Origin of the sequence: Sphingobium sp., from assembly GCF_048594625.1 — a bacterium.
Lineage (GTDB): Bacteria > Pseudomonadota > Alphaproteobacteria > Sphingomonadales > Sphingomonadaceae > Sphingobium.
Genome location: NZ_JBMDWL010000131.1, coordinates 1 through 19,160, shown reverse-complemented (window position 1 = coordinate 19,160; position 19,160 = coordinate 1). Strand labels below are relative to the sequence as shown.

The window sequence follows — 19,160 nt, the reverse complement described above, 5'->3', positions numbered from 1 at the left end:
GACTGGCAGCGTACCCGGCTGTTCGTCGAATATGGACCGGGCGTGGGTACGTTCACCCGAACGATCCTCGACCGCCTGCCTGCCGACGCGACGTTGCTGGCGATCGACCTCAATCTGGATTTCGTTGCCTATCTGGAGGCGGAAATCGCCGATCCGCGCCTGCGCGTCGTCCATGGTTCGGCGGCGGACGTCCGCCGCTTCATCAAGGAAGCGGGCCATTATCAGGCCGATTATGTCCTGTCGGGCATTCCCTTTTCCACGCTGCCCGATGGCGTGGGGCAGGCGATCTGCGCCGAAACGCGCCGGGCACTGCGGCCGGGCGGGGCGTTCCTGATCTATCAATATTCACGCTTCGTCCTGCGGTATCTGAACCCGCTGTTTGGCAATGTCAGCCAATCGCTGGAATGGCGCAACATCCCGCCCTGCCGGATGATCCGCGCCGTGCGGGAAGAGGAATTGGCGCAGGCTGCCTGACAGAATCCTGATCTGGATCAGTTTCTGTCCCCGAATCGGCGTTTCCCCGACGTCGCCATTTGACTCCGACCCCACTTTGCATCAGCCCGATATGGGGCTTGGGGGTTATGGGATGACGACGCACGCCAAAAGCGATGACGCATGGGCGGACCTGTTCCTGTCCGCTGCGCTGGCGCCCGAACAATGGGGCGTGGCGATCAAGGCGATGGCCGACGCTACATCGTCGCGCCATGGGCAGTTGATCGGCTTTGGCCCTGGCGGGGCCAGCTTCAACTGGATCAGTGAAATCGATCCCGGCATCACCACCAGATATACGGCGGACAGCCAGAACCGGCCCGACCATAATTTCCGGGTCGGGGCAGATCAGGTGACGGGTCGGCCGGGCATCGTCCATGAAGCCCATTATGACATCGCCCGTCAGTCGCTGCGATCCGACGAATATCTCGACATGTGTTCCGATTTCGACATTTTCGACGGTTGCCAGACCCGGCTGGTGGCGTCCAACGACCAGATGGTCGGGCTGGCGCTGTTGCGCGACGGCCGGAACGGACGGACCAGCGTGGAAGAACGCGAGCTGTTCGGCCAGATCGCGGGACATGCGCGCGCGGCCGTGCGCCTGCAACAATCAATCGAACATCAGGGCTTTGCCCTTCTATCCGGCACGTTCGAGGCGATGGACCGGGCATGCTGGCTGCTGGATGCGACGGGCCGTGTCGGGGGCATGACCCCGCGCGCCGACGCCTTGCTGGCATCCAGCCGCCTGCGCGTCAGCGACGGCTGGCTGGCGAGCGAGCGGGCGGAGGAAAGCCGCGCCATGGTGCGGGCGATGCGCGGCGTCATCGGATCGCCGGTGCTGCCTGCCGATCCGCTTGCCCTGCCCGACGACGCCGGGGGCATTGCGATCATGCTGGAATATCACCCCTTGCCCCGGCATCCTTGGGCCATGTCCTTCGCGCCGCGCGCCATCGTCACCGCGCGGGTGGGGGAACCGACCGGTCGCCATGTGCAATTGCTGACCCGCACATTCCGCCTGACCCCGGCGGAGGCGGACATCGCCATCCGCCTGTCCGCCGGGCAGGCGCGCCCTGCCATCGCATCGGCGCGCGGCGTGTCGATCGAAACGCTCAAGGTCCAGATTCGCAGCATTTACGACAAGACCGGCTGCAACCGGGAATCGCAGCTGGTCCGCATGATCGGCATGATCAGCCACTGATTTCGCCTGTTTTTCTGTCCTTTACCCCCGATGGGGTATGCGGTGACGCGCGCGAATCGCTAGGGAGAAGGGGAGGCAGATTTCTTCTGCCCGCCGGCGACCGGATCATATGCGACCCATGGTCCGGTCGTCGGCACTCCACTTCCTGACATCACAGATTTTCTTCGCCCGATCCGCTTTGGCGACTGCCCGCTTTCATGGTAGAGCGCGGCCAGTTTCCGGCAAGAGTGTCCCATGAACGACCTGACCCAGACCCCCGAAATGCTGATCGCGACGATGGGCGCGCGCGCGCGTCGCGCCGCCGCCGCCATCGCGCAGGCGAGCGACGCGCAAAAGGCCGATGCGCTGCGCCGCGCCGCGCAGGCGCTGCGGGATCAGGCGCCAGCGATCATCGCCGCCAATGCGCGCGACATGGACAATGCGGCGGCGAACGGCCTGTCGGCGGCGCTGCTCGACCGGCTGAAACTGAACGAGGATCGCGTTGCCGCGACCGCCGACGGCGTGGATCAGGTGGCGGCGCTCGCCAACCCGCTGGGCAGCGTGATCGACACGTCGGTGCGGCCCAACGGGCTGGAGCTGAGCCGCGTGCGCGTGCCGCTGGGCGTGATCGGCATCATCTACGAAAGCCGCCCCAATGTGACGGCGGATGCTGCCGCGCTGTGCCTGCGCGCGGGCAATGCGGTCATCCTGCGCGGCGGCAGCGAGGCGAAGGAAAGCAATCGCGCCATCCATGCCGCCATCGTGGAGGGCATCGTCGCCGCCGGCCTGCCCGCTGATGTGGTGCAGCTGATCCCCACGACCGATCGTGCAGCGGTGGGCGCATTGCTGAAAGCGGCCGAGTTCGTGGACCTCATCGTACCGCGCGGCGGCAAAAGCCTGGTCGCGCGGGTGCAGGAGGAAGCGCGTGTGCCGGTGCTCGCGCATCTGGACGGCATCAATCACAGCTATGTCGATGGCGCAGCGGACCCCGCCATGGCGCAGGCGCTGGTCGTCAATGCCAAGATGCGCCGGACCGGCGTATGCGGATCGACCGAAACGGTGCTGATCGACCGTGCCTATGGCCATGCCCCGGCGCTGGTGCAGGCATTGATCGACGCGGGATGCGCCGTGCGCGGTGATGCGGCGGTGCAGGCGATGGACGCCCGCGTCACGGCGGCGAGCGACGAGGATTGGGACACCGAATATCTGGACGCGATCGTGTCGATCCGGCTGGTCGATGGCGTGGACGATGCGATCGCCCATATTGCCGCCCACGCCAGCCATCATACCGACGCGATCATCACGCAAGATGGTGCGACCGCCGAACATTTCCTGAACGCCGTGGACAGCGCGATCGTGATGTGGAACGCCTCCACCCAGTTCGCCGATGGCGGGGAATTCGGGCTGGGCGCGGAAATCGGCATTTCGACCGGCCGCCTGCATGCCCGCGGCCCGGTCGCGCTGGAAGGGCTGACCACCTATAAGTGGATCGTGCGCGGCACGGGGCAGACGCGGCCGTAACCGCCTGTCCTACATGGCCCGATCTTGCGATGATCGGGCCATGCGGCTGCCTGTTGGAGACTTTTCGATAGGATCGGGCGCGCGCAACGAAATGTCGCAATAAGCGGGAAAAGTGCGAAGTTAAGCGTCGCACATAGTCCTCCGGGCCGTTCGGGCTGAGCGAAGTCGAAGCCCTTGCCTGAGCATAGCGAAGGCTTTGACTTCGCTCAGCCTCGGCGCTTCGACAGGCTCAGCGCGAACGGAGGGGTGGGGTCAGCCCTTCACCACCGCATCGATGGCGACCAGCTTCTCCAGCATCGGCGCCACCCAGTCGAGCGGCAGCATGACCGGCCCGTCCGACGGTGCATTGTCCGGGTCTTCATGCGCTTCGGCAAAGATCGCCGCGACGCCCGCCGCCACCGCGCTGCGGGCCAGCAGCGGGGCAAATTCGCGCTGGCCGCCCGATGCCGAACCGAGGCCGCCGGGCTGCTGCACCGAATGGGTGGCGTCGAACACCACCGGATAGCCGGTCTGCGCCATGGTCGGCAGCGACCGCATGTCGCTGACCAGCGTGTTATAGCCGAAACTCGCCCCGCGCTCCGTCAGCAATATGCGTTCATTGCCGGTCGATGCGACCTTCTGCGCCACGGCTGCCATGTCCCATGGGGCAAGGAACTGGCCCTTCTTCACGTTGATGACCGCGCCGGTCATCCCCGCCGCGACCAGCAGGTCGGTCTGGCGACAGAGGAAGGCCGGAATCTGAAGGATGTCCACCGCCTGCGCCGCGGCCTCCACCTGATCCGCTCCATGAATGTCGGTCAGCACCGGACAGCCCAGCGTTGCCTTCACTTCGGCCAGGATGGCAAGGCCCGCGTCGATCCCCACGCCCCGCTTGCCCGACACGGACGTCCGGTTCGCCTTGTCGAAGGAGGATTTGAAGATGAAGGGCACGCCCGCCTTGCCCGCTGCCTTTGCCAGCGCGTCGGCCATGAACAGCGCATGGTCGCGGCTTTCGATCTGGCACGGGCCGGAAATCAGGACGAAGGGCAGGTCGTTGCCGAAAGTGACGGAACCGACCTTCACATGCTGGGTATCGTTCATGCCGCTCATTTGGGCGCTTTGGCGAAGCGGCGCAACAATTGTCCGCGCCACAGCCCCTTGCCCGGATGATAATTCCAGCAGAACCAGCCGAACGCCAGGCAGGCGATCAGCGACGGCAGCGCCATCGGATCGCCATTGGATTTCATGTGGCGGTAAAAGACCATGTCGGCATGCCAGCGATCCCGTTCGCTACCCCCGCCATTGATGCCGTACATATTGTCATGTTTGCGGCAACCGATGTTTCGGTTGTATTTGCGGTGGTCGATGAAATAGCAGTAGTCGCGTTCGGATGTGCTCATGCGCGCGATTAGGGCGGGCCAGTTGGAAAAGTTCAAGCGTAAAGTCTTTTATCTCGGCGGTTTCGATCCACGTGGCGTCCGTTTCTATCACCAGCTCTATCGCGATCAGGCGGTGCGGCATGGCGCGCTGACGGGTGAAGCGATCAGCGTGGGCGGGCGACAGGCGGGCGCCGCCGGGTCCGCCGTGTCGGCGACATGGGCCGTGGATAATGAAGCGGCGGGCGTTTCCACCGACTATGAATATCTGCGCTGGGAAGATCTGGTGGGCAAGGTGTGGATTCGCAATCCCGGTGCGCTCGCCCTGCGCGCCGCCCGCGCCTATGCGGGGCACGCGCTGAAAATGGATTTCTGGCGCATGCGCCGCCTGCGCAAGGGGCCGGTGATCACCATCCTCTATCCGCCGATACTGGCGGTGCTGATCCCGCTGCTGCTGGCGCTGGTTCCCGCGCTGATCCTGTCGCTGGTCCTGCCCTTCTGGGCGGGCGCGCTGGTCGGCATAGCGCTCAGCGCTTTCCTGTCGGGGCGCATCCTCAATAAACTGGTCGTGCCATGGCTGCTGCGCTTCATGACCTATCATGGCGCGTTGGCGGCACAGGGGCCGGGCGATGCGCTGGACGCGCGGCTGGATGCGTTCGCGGGTCGGATCACGCAGGAACTGGATGGCGACTGGGACGAGGTGCAGCTGGTGACGCACAGCGCGGGCACGATTCTGGGCATGCGGCTGATGCGCCGTCTGATCGCGCTGCGCGGCGGGGTGCTGCCCGATCATTTCGTGATGGTCGGGCTGGGTCAGGTGGTGCCGGTCATCGGCCTGCGCCGCGATGCGCACTGGTATCATGACGATCTGCGCGCGCTGGCCGACAAGGCGTTCCGCTATGTCGACATCAGTTCCCCGCCCGACGGCGCGGCCTATTATAACGTCAATCCGTTTCTGCTGGTCGCGGATCGATATGCCGCCCGCGTCGACATGCTATCGCCGCGTTTCCACCTGTTCTACGAACAGGAAAATTACCATGGCGGATGGTCGAACAAATATGAGGCGCATTTCGACTATCTGCGCGTGGGCGACCGCCTGTCACCGCTCGACTTCATCAGCCTGACCGCAGGCCGCCGCACCGTGGACGACGCCGTCGCCGCTTTCAGGACAATCCCTTGACCGATCTTTTCACGCCGCCCTATCCCCAGCCGCCCCAGAGCAAGCGCGGCCTGTTGAAACGGTTCCTGCGTGGGTGGGACAGCTGGATTCATGTGCTGTTCGACAAAAGCTATACGATGAAGATGGGCGAAATCCGCACGCCCGGCCGCACCATGTATATCGCCAACGAACTCAGCCTTGTGGACCAGATTTTGAGGGGCGGCACCGCCTATCCCAAGCATAGCGAACTGGTCCGCAATCTGGACCCGCTGATTGGCAATTCGGTCTTTTCGGCGAATGGCGAGGATTGGGAAAGCCAGCGGGCGATGGTGAACCCGGCCTTTGCGCACACCGCGCTGGGCCGGTCGATGCCGCTGATGGTCGCGGCGGCGGATGACCTGCTGGCGCGGCTGGACGCGGCGGATCGCACCAAGCCGGTCGACATCGACCCGATGATGACCCATGTCGCGGCCGACATCATATTCCGCACCCTGTTCAGCCAGACGCTGGACGAGGCGCGGTCGAACATCATCCACACCGCCTTCGGCAAGTTCCAGCGGCTGGCGCACAGCGCATCGATGCTGCGGCTCTACGGCCTGCCCGCGGGATGGTTCGAAAAGCGGTCGAAGGGGCCAGCCCGCGCCATCCATGACGTGTTCCGCCCGATCGTGGAGGCGCGCTACGAAGCCTTCCACGCGCGGGGCGAAACGCAGCAGCGCGACATCCTCCAGTCGCTGATCGAGGTGAAGCATCCCGAAACGGGCGAGCATTTCACCTGTCAGCAGGTGATGGAACAGGTGTCGACCATCTTCCTCGCCGGGCATGAAACGTCGGCCAGCACGATGACATGGGCGCTCTACATGCTGGCGGAATGCCATCATATTCAGGACCGGGTGCGCGCCGAAGTGACTGGCGTCGCGGGTGAGGAAGCACTGACCGGCGCGATGCTGAAGGACATGGGGCAGGTGCGCAACGTGTTCAAGGAAACGCTGCGCCTCTATCCGCCCGTTTCCTTCTTCCCGCGCGAAGTCACTTGCCCCATGCCGATGCGCGACAAGCAGCTGGAACAGGGGGCGATGCTGGTCGTCGCGCCATGGCTGACGCAGCGCAACAGGGACAATTGGGCCTGCCCCCATGCGTTCGATCCGGACCGGTTCGACGATCCGGCCAATGCCGACATGGCGCGGCAGGCGTGGTTCCCGTTCGGGCGGGGGCCGCGCGTATGCATTGGCGCGGGCTTTGCCCAGCAGGAAGTGATGACGGTGATCGCCAGCGTCGTGCGCCGCTATCGCCTGACTGTGCCGCACGGGTTCAGGCCCGAACCGATCAGCCGCCTGACCATTCGTCCGCGGACAGGGATGCCGCTGATGTTCGGGCCTGTCAGCTGACCGGAATCAGGTAACCGGGGCCAGCTCATCTTCCGGCGCGACATCGACCATGACGCGCAGGCTCTGGCCCGAACCGCCAACGAACAGCCCGTCCATCGGCGCGACATCGGCATAATCGCGGCCCATGGCGACGAACAGATGATCGTCGCCCGTGATGACGCCATTGGTGGGATCGAAGCCGATCCAGCCCCGTGACGGCCCGCACCACAGCATGACCCATGCATGCATGGCGTCCGCCCCCACCAGCCGCGCCATGCCCGGCGGGGGAATGGTGCGCAGGTATCCGCTGACATAGGCGGCGGGCAGCCCGGCAAGCCGCAGCGCCACCACCATGACATGGGCGAAATCCTGACACACGCCATGGCGCGCGGCAAAGGCGTCGGCGACCGGGGTGGCGGCGGTGGTCGCGCCGGGCTGATAGGCGAATTCGCGCTGGATGCGCAGGGCCAGGTCCAGCGCGGCGGTGACGATCGGCCGGTCGGGGGACAGGGCATCGCCCACCCACGCGCCGATCTGCGCCAGCAGGGGCGCACGGGGGGAGGCGTAGAGATAATGGGCGGGGGCCGATGGTCCCATGTCGCGATCCTTCAGCGCTGCCGCCGCTACGGTCGCGATGGTCGGATCGTCGGATTGCGGGATGATCGGCGGGCCATGCTGCACGCCTGCGCGGAACCGGCTTTCGATGGTGAGTTGCCGGATCGGGCTTTCGATCACCAGCCGGGCGACATGGACCGGCCATGCGCCGGGGCGCGACTGGATGACCGACGGCGCGGGATCGACGCTAAGTTCATAGTCCGACGTCCATTGCCCCATCCATGGCGCGGGGCGCAGGCGCAGGTTGAAGCGGGCGACCCGCACCGGGCTGGCATAGCGAAGGATGGTCTGGTGGCGGACATGGTAGATCATGACAGCATGTCCGCATTTGCGGTCTTGTGCAGTTGCAGGAAATAACGCTGGCCGATGGCGTCAGACAGGTGCAGCAGGCGGCTTTCGACGTCGGCAATGTCGGCCATGGTCAGCATGTCGCCGGTCAGCGGGGCGAGCCGCGCCGCCAGCGCATCGGCCAGCCGCCGGGGTTCTTCGGGCATGCCGTCAACGCGCAGGGTGGGCAGCGCGCTGATATGTTCCGCCAGCCGCGACATCTGATACGCGATGGCGCGGGGATTATGTGGCTCCAGCGCAACGAGATCGCGTACCGGGGCCAGCGCCGGACCGGTCAGGTATCGCGTGCGATAGCTGATCTGGCTGTCCATCAGGTCCAGCAATACGGTGAGGTCGTCGGCAGATGCACCATCGCCGCCGAACAGGGTGACGAGGCCGCAGCCATTGACGGCGCGCTCCATCCGGCGGCCCATATCGTGGAAACGCCAGCCTTCGGTCCGGCCCATATTTTCGGCGGCAAGGCCCGACAGCGCCGAGATCCGTTCGATCATGCGGGATGAGGCGTCGAGCAGTGTTTCGGTGACATTGCCGTCAAAGGTCGGCAGCGGCAGGCGGACGAGCCGCCAGACGTCGCTGGACAGGCGATCGCGCAGCCCTTCGCCGATATTGGCGACACTGGCCATCAAGGCACGCACGCTGCCCGACTGGCGCATATCGCCCAGCGCCGTGGCGCACAGCGCGCCAACCGCGTCGTGGCGTGCGGGCGCCGCGCCCCACGCCACCAGCCGGTCGACCAGCCGCGCCATGGTGGGGGACGCGACCGACGGGCCAAGGTCCGCTTCGATCGATCCGCCCACGATCGCGCGGATCAGGCGCAGCGTCATTTCGGTCCGCTCGATATAACGGCCAAGCCAGAAGAGATTGTCCGCCGCCTTGGCGGGCAGCATGCCGCCCACGCGGCGAATGGCGGGCGCGCCGCCCAGCAGGCTGTCTGGGGGCACCGGCGCGCCGTCGATCACGCACATGTCGGCCGACATGTCGCCCCGGCCCATCAGCGCGGCGCGGATGTCGCCATGCCCCGCCAGTCGCGCAAAGCCGCCCGGCATCACGCGCCAGCGGCCGTTGCCGTCGCGCGCGACGAAGATGCGCAGCGTGAAGGGCAGTGGAGTCAGTTGTCCGTCGATGATCGCGGGGGTGGTGGACAATTTCACCACTTCCTGCCCGACATAGTCCATCGGCCGCAGCGCCATGGCGTCGAACAGGGCGGCGCGCTGTCCCGCGTCCAGTGTCGAGCCGGGGGTGAAATGCGCGTCAGGCAGGCCCGCAACATCCTGATCGAAGGCGGACCCCACGACCAGATCGTCGATCCGCGCCCGGACATGGTCGCATTCACGCGGCTGGCCGCACCACCATGTCGCGATGTTGGGCAGCATCAGGTCGCGGCCCAGCATCGCCTGCGCCAGTTGCGGCAGGAAAGCGGCAAAGGCGCGCGATTCGATGACGCCCGCGCCCGGCCAGTTGCTGACCATCAGCCCGCCATGGGCGCAGGCATCGTACAGGTCGGGCACGCCGATATGCGATTGCCCGTCGAATGCCAGCGGATCAAGGAATCGGCTGTCCATCCAGCGCCACAGGCCGTCGATGCGCTTCAAACCCTGAATGGTGCGCACGAACAGGCGGCCGTCCGACACGATCAGGTCGTCGCCCTCGACCAGCAGCAGCCCCAGATAACGGGCCAGATGCGCCTGCTCCGCATAGCTCTGGTTGAAGCGGCCCGGTGTCAGCAGGCCGATGCGCGGATCGCTGCGTTCGCAATCGGCGGCAAGGCCGCGGCGCAGATCGTCGAAAAAGGGTGCCAGCCGCCGCGCATGCATCGCACCCAGCAGGTCGCCGGTCGCGCGCGACAGGGCAAGGCGGTTTTCCAGCGCATAGCCCACGCCCACCGGCGTGCGCACCCGATCCGCCAGCACGCGCCATTCGCCGGTCGGTCCACGCCCGATGTCGGCGGCGTAGAAGTGCAGATAATGGCCGCGCCGGGGCGTTGCGCCCGTCATCACCCGCCAATAATGCGGGCTGCCGGTGATGATGCTGGCGGGCAGTTTGCCATCGCGGACTAGCGATTGCGTTGAGTAAATGTCGCTGATCACCCGTTCCAGCAGTTCGGCGCGCTGGGCAAGGCCCGATTCGATATGCGCCCATTCCGCCGCGTCGATCAGCAGGGGAACGGGGCCGAGCGGCCATGACCGCTCCTCCTCATCCCCCGTATGCCGGAACGCCATGCCAAGGTCGATCGCCTGCCGCGCGACATGATCGGCCAGCGTGGCGGGATCGCCCTGCGCCTGCGCCGTCAGCCGCTCCAGCATGTCGCGCCAGCGCGCGGCCATGGCGGGGGCGGCGCCCGCGAACAGGTCGCCCGCCGGGGCAACGCGCAAATAGGCGTCCGCCCATGCTTCGCCGCTTGTGCGGGGCGCAAGGGCGTCGGCGGCCATCACAGCCCGCTATGCTGGAAACGCAGGTCGAGCGTCATGGGAAATTCGTTGGCGGGTTCGGTGGCGGGCATGTCGACCTGTCCCGGCGTATGGCCGTGATCCTGAAAGCGCGCCTTGCGCCGCGATTCGGCTTCATAGCCGTTGATCGGCAGCGTGTCGTAATTACGCCCGCCCGGATGCGCGACATGGTAGACGCAGCCGCCCAGCGATCGTCCGCTCCAGCTGTCCAATATGTCGAAGGTCAGCGGCGCGTTGACCGGCAGATTGGGGTGCAGGCAGTTGGCGGGCGCCCATGCCTTGTACCGCACGCCCCCCACGGCTTCACCCGGTACGGCGGTGGCGGTCATCGGCACGCGCCGCCCGTTGCACGCGACGATATGCCGCCCGGCGACGAGGCCGGTGACGCGCACCTGCAACCGTTCGGTCGATGAATCGACATAACGCACCGTGCCGCCGATCGCCCCGGTTTCACCCAGCACGTTCCATGGCTCAAGCGCATGGGTGATTTCCAGCTCCACGCCGCCTGCATCGACCGCGCCATGGATGGGGAAGCGGAATTGCCGCTGTGCCTCAAACCAGTTGGGGTCGAAATCATAGCCCGCGCCCCTGAGGTCGCCCAGTACTTCCAGAAAATCGGCCCAGACGAAATGGGGCAGCATGAAGCGATCATGCAGCATCGTGCCCCAGCGGACGAGGCCGCCCTGCTGCGGCTGACGCCAGAACCATGCGGTGAGCGCGCGCAGCAGCAATTGCTGGGCCAGGCTCATGCGCGATTCCGGCGGCATTTCGAACCCGCGAAATTCCAGCAGGCCCAGCCGCCCGGTCGGGCCATCGGGCGAAAACATCTTGTCGATGCAGATTTCGGTGCGGTGGGTATTGCCCGTCACATCGACCAGCAGGTTGCGGAACAGCCGGTCGACCAGCCATGGCGGGGGCAGCCTGTCCGCCCCCTCCTTCACCGGGTCGGGCACCTGCGCCAAGGCAATCTCCAGTTCGTAGAGGCCGTCATGGCGCGCTTCGTCGATGCGCGGGGCCTGACTGGTGGGGCCGATGCAAAGGCCGGAGAAGAGGTAGGAGAGGGACGGATGGCGCTGCCAGTAGAGCACGAAGCTCTTGAGGAGGTCGGGGCGGCGGATGAAGGGCGAATCGTTGAGGGTCGGCCCGCCCAGCACGATATGATTGCCCCCGCCGGTGCCGACCGACCGGCCATCGACCATGAACTTGTCGGCGGTCAGCTGACATTCTCGGGCCACGGCGTAAAGGCGTTCGGTGATGGCGACGGTTTCGTCCCAGCTGGACGCGGGCTGGACGTTCACTTCGATGACGCCGGGGTCAGGCGTGGCCTTGAGCACATCGATGCGCGGGTCCGGCGGCGGGGCATAGCCTTCGATCCGCACCGGGATGCGCAGCGCTTCGGCGGCGGACTCCACTTCCGCGATCAGTTCCAGATAATCTTCCAGCGCTTCGACCGGGGGCAGAAAGACCGACAGATAATGGCCGCGCGGCTCGACCGTCACGGCGGTGCGCACGGCCCCTTCGATGATGACCTGCTCGACCCGTTCCTGCGCCGCCGCGCCGCCTTCGACTTCGCCGACGCGCTGCACCGGCTGGGCCTGCACTTCCTCCCGGGTCGCCGCTTCGCTCAGCTGGATGCGATAATCGCCTAGCGGCCCGCGCAGTTCGCTGGTGTCGCGGGGATGAACATAGGGATAGCTAGACGGTGGCACATAGGGCAGCGAACCCAGCGGCAGGCGATAACCCAGCGCCGAATCGCCCGGCACCGCGAACAGCTTGCCGCGCCGCAATTGCCAGATTTCGCTCTGCCAGCGGGGCGTTGCCGCCTGCGTCTGCCAACGCTGCACCGGCAGGACATAGCCGACCGGCTGGTCGAGGCCCCGTTCGAACGCCTTCACCATGCGGGCGCGGGCTTCGGGGTCGGTGATTTTCGGGTCGTCGGGCGACGTATTGACCGGCAGTTCGGCTTCCTTGACCGCCCACACCGCCGGGTCTTCATAGACCGGGTGAGTGTAATCGGCGGAAAAGCCCATCGATCCCGCCATATGGGCGAGGAAGGCCTGCGCATCCGCGGCCGTCACCTGTGCCGCGCCTTCGGGGGCGTTATCGGGTGCGATCAGCCCTTCGTCGCGCCACAATGGCACGCCATCCTTGCGCCAGTAGACCGCATAGGCCCAGCGCGGCAGGCTTTCGCCCGGATACCATTTGCCCTGTCCGTGATGCAGCAGGCCACCGGGCGCAAATTCGGCGCGCAGCTTGCGTATCAGCCTGTCGGCGAAGGCGGCCTTGGTCGGGCCGACCGCATCGCCATTCCATTCGCCCGCGTCGCCGCCATCCTCCGCCACGAAGGTCGGTTCGCCGCCGGTCGTCAGGCGCACATCCTGCGCCTGCAAATCCGCGTCCACCTGCGTGCCCAGTGCCATCACGGCATTCCAGCGCGCATCGGTGAAGGGCTTGGTAATCCGTACCGCTTCTGCAATGCGGCTGACGCTCATTTCGAAATTGAAATCGACTTCGGCCGGTTCGGCCATGCCGCTTATGGGGGCGGCTGATCGATAATGGGGGGTGGCGCACAGCGGGATATGGCCTTCGCCCGCGAACATGCCGCTGGTCGCGTCCAGCGCCACCCAGCCGGCACCGGGCACATAGGCTTCGGCCCAGGCGTGGAGGTCGACGACATCCTGCGTCACGCCCTTCGGTCCTTCGATCGGTTCGACATCGGCGACCAGCTGGATCGAATAGCCCGACACGAACCGCGCGGCAAAGCCAAGGCGGCGGAGCAGCTGCACCAGCAGCCAGGCCGAATCGCGGCAGGAGCCGGTGCCGACGTTCAGCGTTTCTTCCGGCGTCTGGACGCCAGCCTCCATGCGGATGACATAGCCGACGCGGCTTTGCAGGCGACGGTTGACCTCCACCAGAAAATCGACGGTGCGGCTTTGGTGCCCGTCATATTCGGCAACCAGCGCGTCGAACAGCGGCCCCTGATCCTCCAGATCGAAATAGGCGGCGAGGTCGGTTTTCAGTTGCTCGTCATAGGCGAAGGGATAGTCCTCCGCATAAGGCTCCACGAAGAAGTCGAACGGGTTGATGATGTCGAGATCGGCGAGTAGATCGACCTCGATCGAGAAATGGTCGACGGGATCGGGAAAGAGGATCCGTGCCAGCCAGTTGCCGTGCGGATCCTGCTGCCAGTTCAGGAAATGGTTCGCCGGTTCGATCTTCAGCGCATAATTGGGCACTTTCGTCCGGCTGTGCGGCGCGGGGCGCAGGCGCACTACCTGCGGTCCCAGCCGGATCGGGCGATTATAGCGATAGGCGGTGAGGTGGTGGAGCGCGGCCTTGAGCATGAGGTGATCAAACGCCACCCATTGCTGCAATGCAACAGCCAATCGTTTAGGGAACCAAGATTCCGGAAGGGATGGCCCGGATCAGGGTGCCCGGACAGATGATGGTGCGGTCAAGAAGACTCGAACTTCCACGGCCTTTCGGCCACAACGACCTCAACGTTGCGCGTCTACCAATTCCGCCATGACCGCACATCAAACAGGAAACCGGCGGGGCCGGTGCCTTGGTAGGAGGCGGCCCTTAGCAAAGGCTTTTGGGTCATGCAACAAGTGATCGACGTCCGCGTTATGATTGATCGGAGAAGCAAAGCCGTCATGCCAGAAAGCGGCGGACGGCGTGGGAGGAGCCACATGCTATCGGCGCATTTCTGGATGGGCACCGGGGTCATGCTGGGCGCGGCGGCGGTGATGGGCATGAGCCTTGGCAGCTATGCCATCAGTCCGCAGGCACCCAATCATGCGGCGCAGGACATGATCGACACGCCAATCGACGGTGAAACGGTGCAGGAGACCGCGTTCGAACAGCCAATGGGGCCGGGCGCCATTCATTGCGTCGGATGTGGTCCGACGCTGGCGGACCGGCGATGGCAGGCGGACATGGCGGCGCTGAATGCGACAGACAGCGTCGATTATGGGGCGGAGCCGCTGCCCGACTATCAGACGGACGCACTGGCTGAGGTCGTTCCGCATGATCCGAAGTCCACGGTGCGGCCCTTGCGGCCGCAGGTCGCGCGACTCGTAACCGGTGAAACGGAACCGCCGCTCGTCATGGTGACGCGCGGCAGTATGGAAGACAGTCCGCCGCCGGTGGTGGTGGCCACGGCGGCGGAGCCTGACAGGCCCTGAACCGCCTTATTCGGCGGCCACGGTTGCCGCGGGCGTGTCGCTCAGCGGATGGGACAGGCGGCTGATCATTTCCTTCGGGCAGACCTGCCAGATGTACCGGCGCCAGCGATCCCAATCGTCAAGGATGGTGTTGGACCATTTACTGTCCGTCGCGATCGCATGTTCGGCGATCAGCGCCTTGACCTGCGCTTCCCAATGCGCGCTGTCGAGCCGTTGCCACACGATGCTTTCGGGGTTGGCCTGCGCCGGGAAGCTGCCATCCTCGTCCAGAATGAAGGCCATGCCCCCGGTCATGCCCGCGCCGAAATTGGCGCCGGTCTTGCCCAGGATTACGGCCGTGCCGCCGGTCATATATTCGCAGCCATTCGCGCCGCAGCCTTCGACCACGACCTGCGCACCCGAATTGCGGACGGCGAAGCGTTCGCCCGCCTGACCCGCCGCGAACAATTTCCCGCTGGTTGCGCCGTAGAGGACGGTGTTGCCGAGGATGGTGTTATCCTTTGACGACAGGGGCGAAGATACGGTCGTGCGCACTTTGATGATGCCGCCCGACAGACCCTTGCCCACATAGTCGTTGGCGTCGCCGAAGACTTCCAGCGTGATGCCTTTGCACAGGAACGCGCCCAGCGACTGGCCCGCGGACCCACGCAAGCGCACGGTCAGGTGACCGTCGGCCAGCGTTGACATGCCGAACTTTTCGGTCACGGCGGCGGACAGGCGGGTGCCGACGGCGCGATGCGTGTTGCGCACCGTATAGGTCAGCTGCATCTTTTCGCCCCGTTCGAACACGGCGCGCGCATCCTTCATCATCTGCGCGTCGAGGCTGTCGGGCACAGGATTGCGCCCTTCCAGACTGAAGCGGCGCTGATCGTCGGGTGCATCCACCTTGGCCAGGATCGGGTTGAGGTCGAGATCGTCCAGATGCTCCGCGCCGCGATTGACCTGCTTCAGCAATTCCGTCCGCCCGATGACTTCGTCGAGACTGCGGAAGCCGAGGCGGGCCAGAACTTCGCGCACTTCCTCCGCGATGAAGGTCATCAGGTTGATGACCTTTTCAGGCGTGCCGGTGAATTTCTGGCGCAGCTTTTCATCCTGCACGCACACGCCCACGGGGCAGGTGTTGCTGTGGCACTGACGCACCATGATGCAGCCCATGGCGACGAGGCTGAGCGTGCCGATGCCGAACTCCTCCGCACCAAGGATGGCAGCGATCACGATGTCGCGCCCGGTCTTAAGCCCACCATCGGTGCGCAGCTTCACCCGGTGGCGCAGGCCGTTGAGGGTCAGCACCTGATTGGTTTCCGACAGGCCCATTTCCCACGGCGTACCGGCATATTTGATCGACGTCTGGGGCGATGCGCCCGTGCCGCCGACATGGCCCGCGACCAGAATGACGTCCGCGTGCGCCTTTGCCACGCCCGCCGCTACGGTGCCGATGCCCGCCTGACTGACCAGCTTCACGCATACCTTGGCGCGCGGGTTGATCTGCTTGCAGTCGTAGATGAGCTGCGCCAGATCCTCGATCGAATAGATGTCGTGGTGCGGCGGGGGCGAAATCAGCGTCACGCCCGGCGTCGAATGGCGCAGCCTGGCGATGAATTCCGTCACCTTGAAACCGGGCAGCTGGCCGCCTTCGCCGGGCTTGGCGCCCTGTGCCACCTTGATTTCGATTTCTTCGGCGCTGCCCAGATATTCGGCATGGACGCCAAAGCGGCCCGACGCGATCTGTTTGATCACGCTGTTCGCATTGTCGCCATTTTCATAGGGCTTGAAACGGTTCGCATCCTCGCCGCCTTCGCCCGACACGGCCTTGGCGCCGATACGGTTCATGGCGATGGCCAGCGTTTCATGCGCTTCGGGGCTGAGCGCGCCCAGCGACAGGCCCGGCGTGACGAAGCGCTTGCGGATTTCGGTGGTCGCTTCGACCTCATCGATCGGCACGGCTTCGCGGGCGAAATTGAATTCCAGCAGGTCGCGCAGATAAACCGGCGGCAGATCGCGCACGCCGCGCGAAAATTGCAGATAGGTCGAATAGCTGTCGGTCGCGACCGACGTCTGGAGCAAGTGCATCAGCTGCGCCGAATAGGCATGGCTTTCGCCGCCCTGACGCTGACGATAGAAGCCGCCGATCGGCAGGCGCACCACGGCCGCATCGAATGCCGCATCATGACGCAGCATCGCGCTGTAATGCAGCGACGCATATCCTTCGCCCGAAATCTTGGCGGGCATGCCGGGGAACAGATCGTTCACCAGCGCGCGCGACAGGCCGACAGCTTCGAAATTATAGCCGCCGCGATAGGAGCCGATGACCGCGATGCCCATCTTGGACATGATCTTCAGCAACCCTTCGTTGATCGCCGTGCGATACCGTTCGACGCACTGGTCGAAGTCGAGGTTGCCGAACAGGCCGCGAGCATGGCGGTCCGCGATGCTCGCTTCGGCCAGATAGGCGTTCACCGTGGTGGCACCGACGCCGATCAGCACCGCGAAATAATGGGTGTCGAGCGCTTCGGAAGAGCGCACGTTGATCGACGCGTAGCTGCGCAACCCCTTGCGGACCAGATGGGTGTGGACGGCGGCGGCCGCAAGTACGCCCTGAATGGCGACGCGATCTTCGCCGACGCCCTCATCGGTCAGGAAGAGTTCGGTGCGGCCTTCGCGTACCGCCTGCTCGGCCTCCTCGCGGATGCGGGCGATGGCGGCGCGCAGCTGCTCCTGCCCGCCGGTCGCGGGAAAGGTGCAGTCGATTTCAGCCACGGCCGGGCCGAAATAGGCCTTGAGCTGCGCCCATTCGGCGCTGGTGACGACGGGCGATTCCAGCACCAGAACATGGCTGTTCTGCGCGCCTTCCTCCAAAATATTGTGGAGGTTGGAAAAGCGCGTCTTGAGGCTCATCACATGCCGTTCGCGCAAGGGATCGATCGGCGGGTTGGTGACCTGGCTGAAATTCTGGCGGAAGAAATGGCTGATCGTGCGGGGCTTGTCGGAAATGACGGCCAGCGGCGTATCGTCGCCCATCGAACCGATGGCTTCCTTCGCATCCTCGACCATGGGAGACAGGATCAGCTCCATATCCTCCAGCGTCAGGTTTGCGGCCACCTGACGGCGGGTGAGTTCCGCCTTGTCCCAGGCGGGCAGGGCGGTCGGCGCGTCGGCCAGGTCGCCGACGGTCAGGAAGTCCTTGATCAGGTCGCCATAGGGGCGCTCGCCCGAAATCCGGTCCTTGATCGCGCGATCGCCGTAGATTTCGCCTTCCAGCAGGTCGACGGCGATCATCTGGCCCGGACCCATGCGCCCCTTCTTGACGATGGTGGTTTCGGGCACGACGACCATGCCGGTTTCCGAACCCACGATCAGCAGATTGTCGCCGGTCAGCGTGTAGCGCAGCGGACGCAGCGCGTTGCGGTCCACACCGGCCACGACCCAGCGGCCATCGGTCATGGCAAGGGCGGCCGGGCCGTCCCACGGTTCCATGACGGAAGCGAGATATTCATACATGTCGGCATGCGACTTGGGCAGTTCGGCGCTGTCGTCCTGCCATGCTTCGGGCACCAGCATCAGCTTGGCCGTCGGCGCATCGCGGCCGGATCGACAGATCGCTTCGAACACGGCGTCGAGCGCTGCGGTGTCCGATGCGCCTGCGGGGATTACCGGCTTGATGTCCTCCGACTGTTCGCCAAAGGCGAGCGAGGCCATCTTGATCTCGTGGCTCTTCATCCAGTTCTTGTTGCCGCGAATGGTGTTGATTTCACCATTATGGGCAAGCGTGCGGAACGGCTGGGCCAGCCACCATTGCGGGAAGGTGTTGGTCGAATAGCGTTGGTGGAAGATCGCGACGCGACTTTCGAACCGTTCGTCCTGAAGGTCGGGGTAGAAGACCGACAGCGATTCGGCAAGGAACAGCCCCTTGTATATGATCGAGCGGCAGCTGAGCGAGCAGATGTAGAAATCCTGGATCTGCGCCGCGATCACCTTTTTTTCGATGCGGCGACGGATCAGATAGAGATCCTTTTCGAACTCGGCCATGTCGCGTTCTTCGGGCATCGGCCCGGCGATCATGATCTGTTCGATTTCAGGCCGGGTACGCTGCGCCTTTTCGCCGATGACGGACACATCGACCGGCACCTGACGCCAGCCATAGATGGTGTAGCCTGCGTCGATGATTTCCGCTTCTACGATGGTGCGGCAGGTTTCCTGTGCGCTGAGGTCCGTGCGCGGTAGGAAGACCATGCCGACGGCCAGGCGGTTGGGCAGCGGCTTGTGCCCGCTGTCGGCGATGCAATCGTCAAAGAAACGGACGGGCAGGTCGACATGGATGCCCGCGCCGTCGCCTGTCTTGCCATCGGCGTCGACTGCGCCACGGTGCCACACGGCCTTCAGCGCATCGATGGCGCTGGCGACGACACGGCGGCTGGGGCGGCCATCGGTCGCGGCGACCAGACCCACGCCACAGGCGTCGCCTTCCATTTCGGGGTGATACATGCCCTCGGCTGCG

At 65.2% G+C, this 19,160-nt stretch carries 12 protein-coding genes and 1 tRNA gene; 6 read left to right on the top strand and 7 right to left on the bottom strand.

All coding sequences use genetic code 11. The features are described from left to right. From ACOJSJ_RS16800 to ACOJSJ_RS16790, 3 genes are all read left to right on the top strand, one after another. The coding region (locus tag ACOJSJ_RS16800; RefSeq protein WP_420146104.1) for a class I SAM-dependent methyltransferase at nucleotides 1-474 on the top strand (474 nt) is incomplete at its 5' end. Nucleotides 475-586: 112 nt separating this feature from the next. Beyond that, nucleotides 587-1,687 (top strand): helix-turn-helix transcriptional regulator, encoded by a 1,101-nt coding sequence (locus ACOJSJ_RS16795; protein WP_420146103.1) that lies wholly within the window; start codon nucleotides 587-589, stop codon nucleotides 1,685-1,687. 234 nt (nucleotides 1,688-1,921) lie between these two features. Then, nucleotides 1,922-3,187 (top strand): glutamate-5-semialdehyde dehydrogenase, encoded by a 1,266-nt coding sequence (locus tag ACOJSJ_RS16790; RefSeq protein ID WP_420146102.1) that lies wholly within the window; start codon nucleotides 1,922-1,924, stop codon nucleotides 3,185-3,187. Between the two features lie 252 nt (nucleotides 3,188-3,439). Here the strand turns inward: ACOJSJ_RS16790 and kdsA are convergent, their stop codons facing one another. Both kdsA and ACOJSJ_RS16780 read right to left on the bottom strand, forming a co-directional pair. After that, a complete protein-coding gene (gene kdsA / locus ACOJSJ_RS16785; protein ID WP_420146101.1) occupies nucleotides 3,440-4,267 on the bottom strand; it encodes a 3-deoxy-8-phosphooctulonate synthase in 828 nt (275 codons plus the stop codon). A gap of 5 nt (nucleotides 4,268-4,272) precedes the next feature. Continuing rightward, nucleotides 4,273-4,566, bottom strand: coding sequence for a hypothetical protein (locus ACOJSJ_RS16780; protein WP_420146100.1), 294 nt, complete (start codon nucleotides 4,564-4,566; stop codon nucleotides 4,273-4,275). 22 nt (nucleotides 4,567-4,588) lie between these two features. Between ACOJSJ_RS16780 and ACOJSJ_RS16775 the strand changes: the two genes are divergently transcribed. After that, complete coding sequence (locus ACOJSJ_RS16775) at nucleotides 4,589-5,722, top strand: hypothetical protein (protein WP_420146106.1); 1,134 nt, start codon at nucleotides 4,589-4,591, stop codon at nucleotides 5,720-5,722. Next, the gene (locus ACOJSJ_RS16770; RefSeq protein WP_420146099.1) at nucleotides 5,719-7,089 is read left to right on the top strand and encodes a cytochrome P450; all 1,371 of its coding nucleotides are present in this window, start codon (nucleotides 5,719-5,721) and stop codon (nucleotides 7,087-7,089) included. Before ACOJSJ_RS16775 ends, ACOJSJ_RS16770 begins: the two co-directional genes overlap by 4 nt. 6 nt (nucleotides 7,090-7,095) lie before the next feature. Here the strand turns inward: ACOJSJ_RS16770 and ACOJSJ_RS16765 are convergent, their stop codons facing one another. The 4 genes from ACOJSJ_RS16765 to ACOJSJ_RS16750 form a co-directional block, all read right to left on the bottom strand. Next, nucleotides 7,096-7,995 (bottom strand): transglutaminase family protein, encoded by a 900-nt coding sequence (locus ACOJSJ_RS16765; protein ID WP_420146098.1) that lies wholly within the window; start codon nucleotides 7,993-7,995, stop codon nucleotides 7,096-7,098. After that, nucleotides 7,992-10,460 carry a circularly permuted type 2 ATP-grasp protein gene (locus ACOJSJ_RS16760; RefSeq protein WP_420146097.1) on the bottom strand — a complete coding sequence of 823 codons (2,469 nt, stop codon included), beginning with the start codon at nucleotides 10,458-10,460 and terminating at the stop codon, nucleotides 7,992-7,994. The genes ACOJSJ_RS16765 and ACOJSJ_RS16760 overlap by 4 nt, the downstream gene beginning before the upstream one ends. Next, a complete protein-coding gene (locus ACOJSJ_RS16755) occupies nucleotides 10,460-13,822 on the bottom strand; it encodes a DUF2126 domain-containing protein (protein WP_420146105.1) in 3,363 nt (1,120 codons plus the stop codon). The genes ACOJSJ_RS16760 and ACOJSJ_RS16755 overlap by 1 nt, the downstream gene beginning before the upstream one ends. A 102-nt stretch (nucleotides 13,823-13,924) precedes the next feature. Continuing rightward, nucleotides 13,925-14,011: transfer RNA gene (locus ACOJSJ_RS16750), tRNA-Leu, on the bottom strand. 159 nt (nucleotides 14,012-14,170) lie between these two features. Between ACOJSJ_RS16750 and ACOJSJ_RS16745 the strand changes: the two genes are divergently transcribed. Then, complete coding sequence (locus ACOJSJ_RS16745; RefSeq protein ID WP_420146096.1) at nucleotides 14,171-14,665, top strand: hypothetical protein; 495 nt, start codon at nucleotides 14,171-14,173, stop codon at nucleotides 14,663-14,665. A 6-nt stretch (nucleotides 14,666-14,671) separates the two neighbouring features. Here the strand turns inward: ACOJSJ_RS16745 and gltB are convergent. Next, nucleotides 14,672-19,160: glutamate synthase large subunit (gltB, locus tag ACOJSJ_RS16740; RefSeq protein WP_420146095.1), on the bottom strand; the 4,489-nt coding region annotated here is incomplete at its 5' end.

What these genes read in the sequence shown, in the direction of transcription:
- ACOJSJ_RS16795 (WP_420146103.1), top strand. Translation starts at nt 587, where the DNA reads ATGACGACGCACGCCAAAAGCGATGACGCATGGGCGGACCTGTTCCTG.
- ACOJSJ_RS16790 (WP_420146102.1), top strand. Translation starts at nt 1,922, where the DNA reads ATGAACGACCTGACCCAGACCCCCGAAATGCTGATCGCGACGATGGGC.
- kdsA (WP_420146101.1), bottom strand. Translation starts at nt 4,267, where the DNA reads ATGAACGATACCCAGCATGTGAAGGTCGGTTCCGTCACTTTCGGCAAC.
- ACOJSJ_RS16780 (WP_420146100.1), bottom strand. Translation starts at nt 4,566, where the DNA reads ATGAGCACATCCGAACGCGACTACTGCTATTTCATCGACCACCGCAAA.
- ACOJSJ_RS16765 (WP_420146098.1), bottom strand. Translation starts at nt 7,995, where the DNA reads ATGATCTACCATGTCCGCCACCAGACCATCCTTCGCTATGCCAGCCCG.
- ACOJSJ_RS16760 (WP_420146097.1), bottom strand. Translation starts at nt 10,460, where the DNA reads ATGGCCGCCGACGCCCTTGCGCCCCGCACAAGCGGCGAAGCATGGGCG.
- ACOJSJ_RS16755 (WP_420146105.1), bottom strand. Translation starts at nt 13,822, where the DNA reads ATGCTCAAGGCCGCGCTCCACCACCTCACCGCCTATCGCTATAATCGC.
- ACOJSJ_RS16745 (WP_420146096.1), top strand. Translation starts at nt 14,171, where the DNA reads ATGCTATCGGCGCATTTCTGGATGGGCACCGGGGTCATGCTGGGCGCG.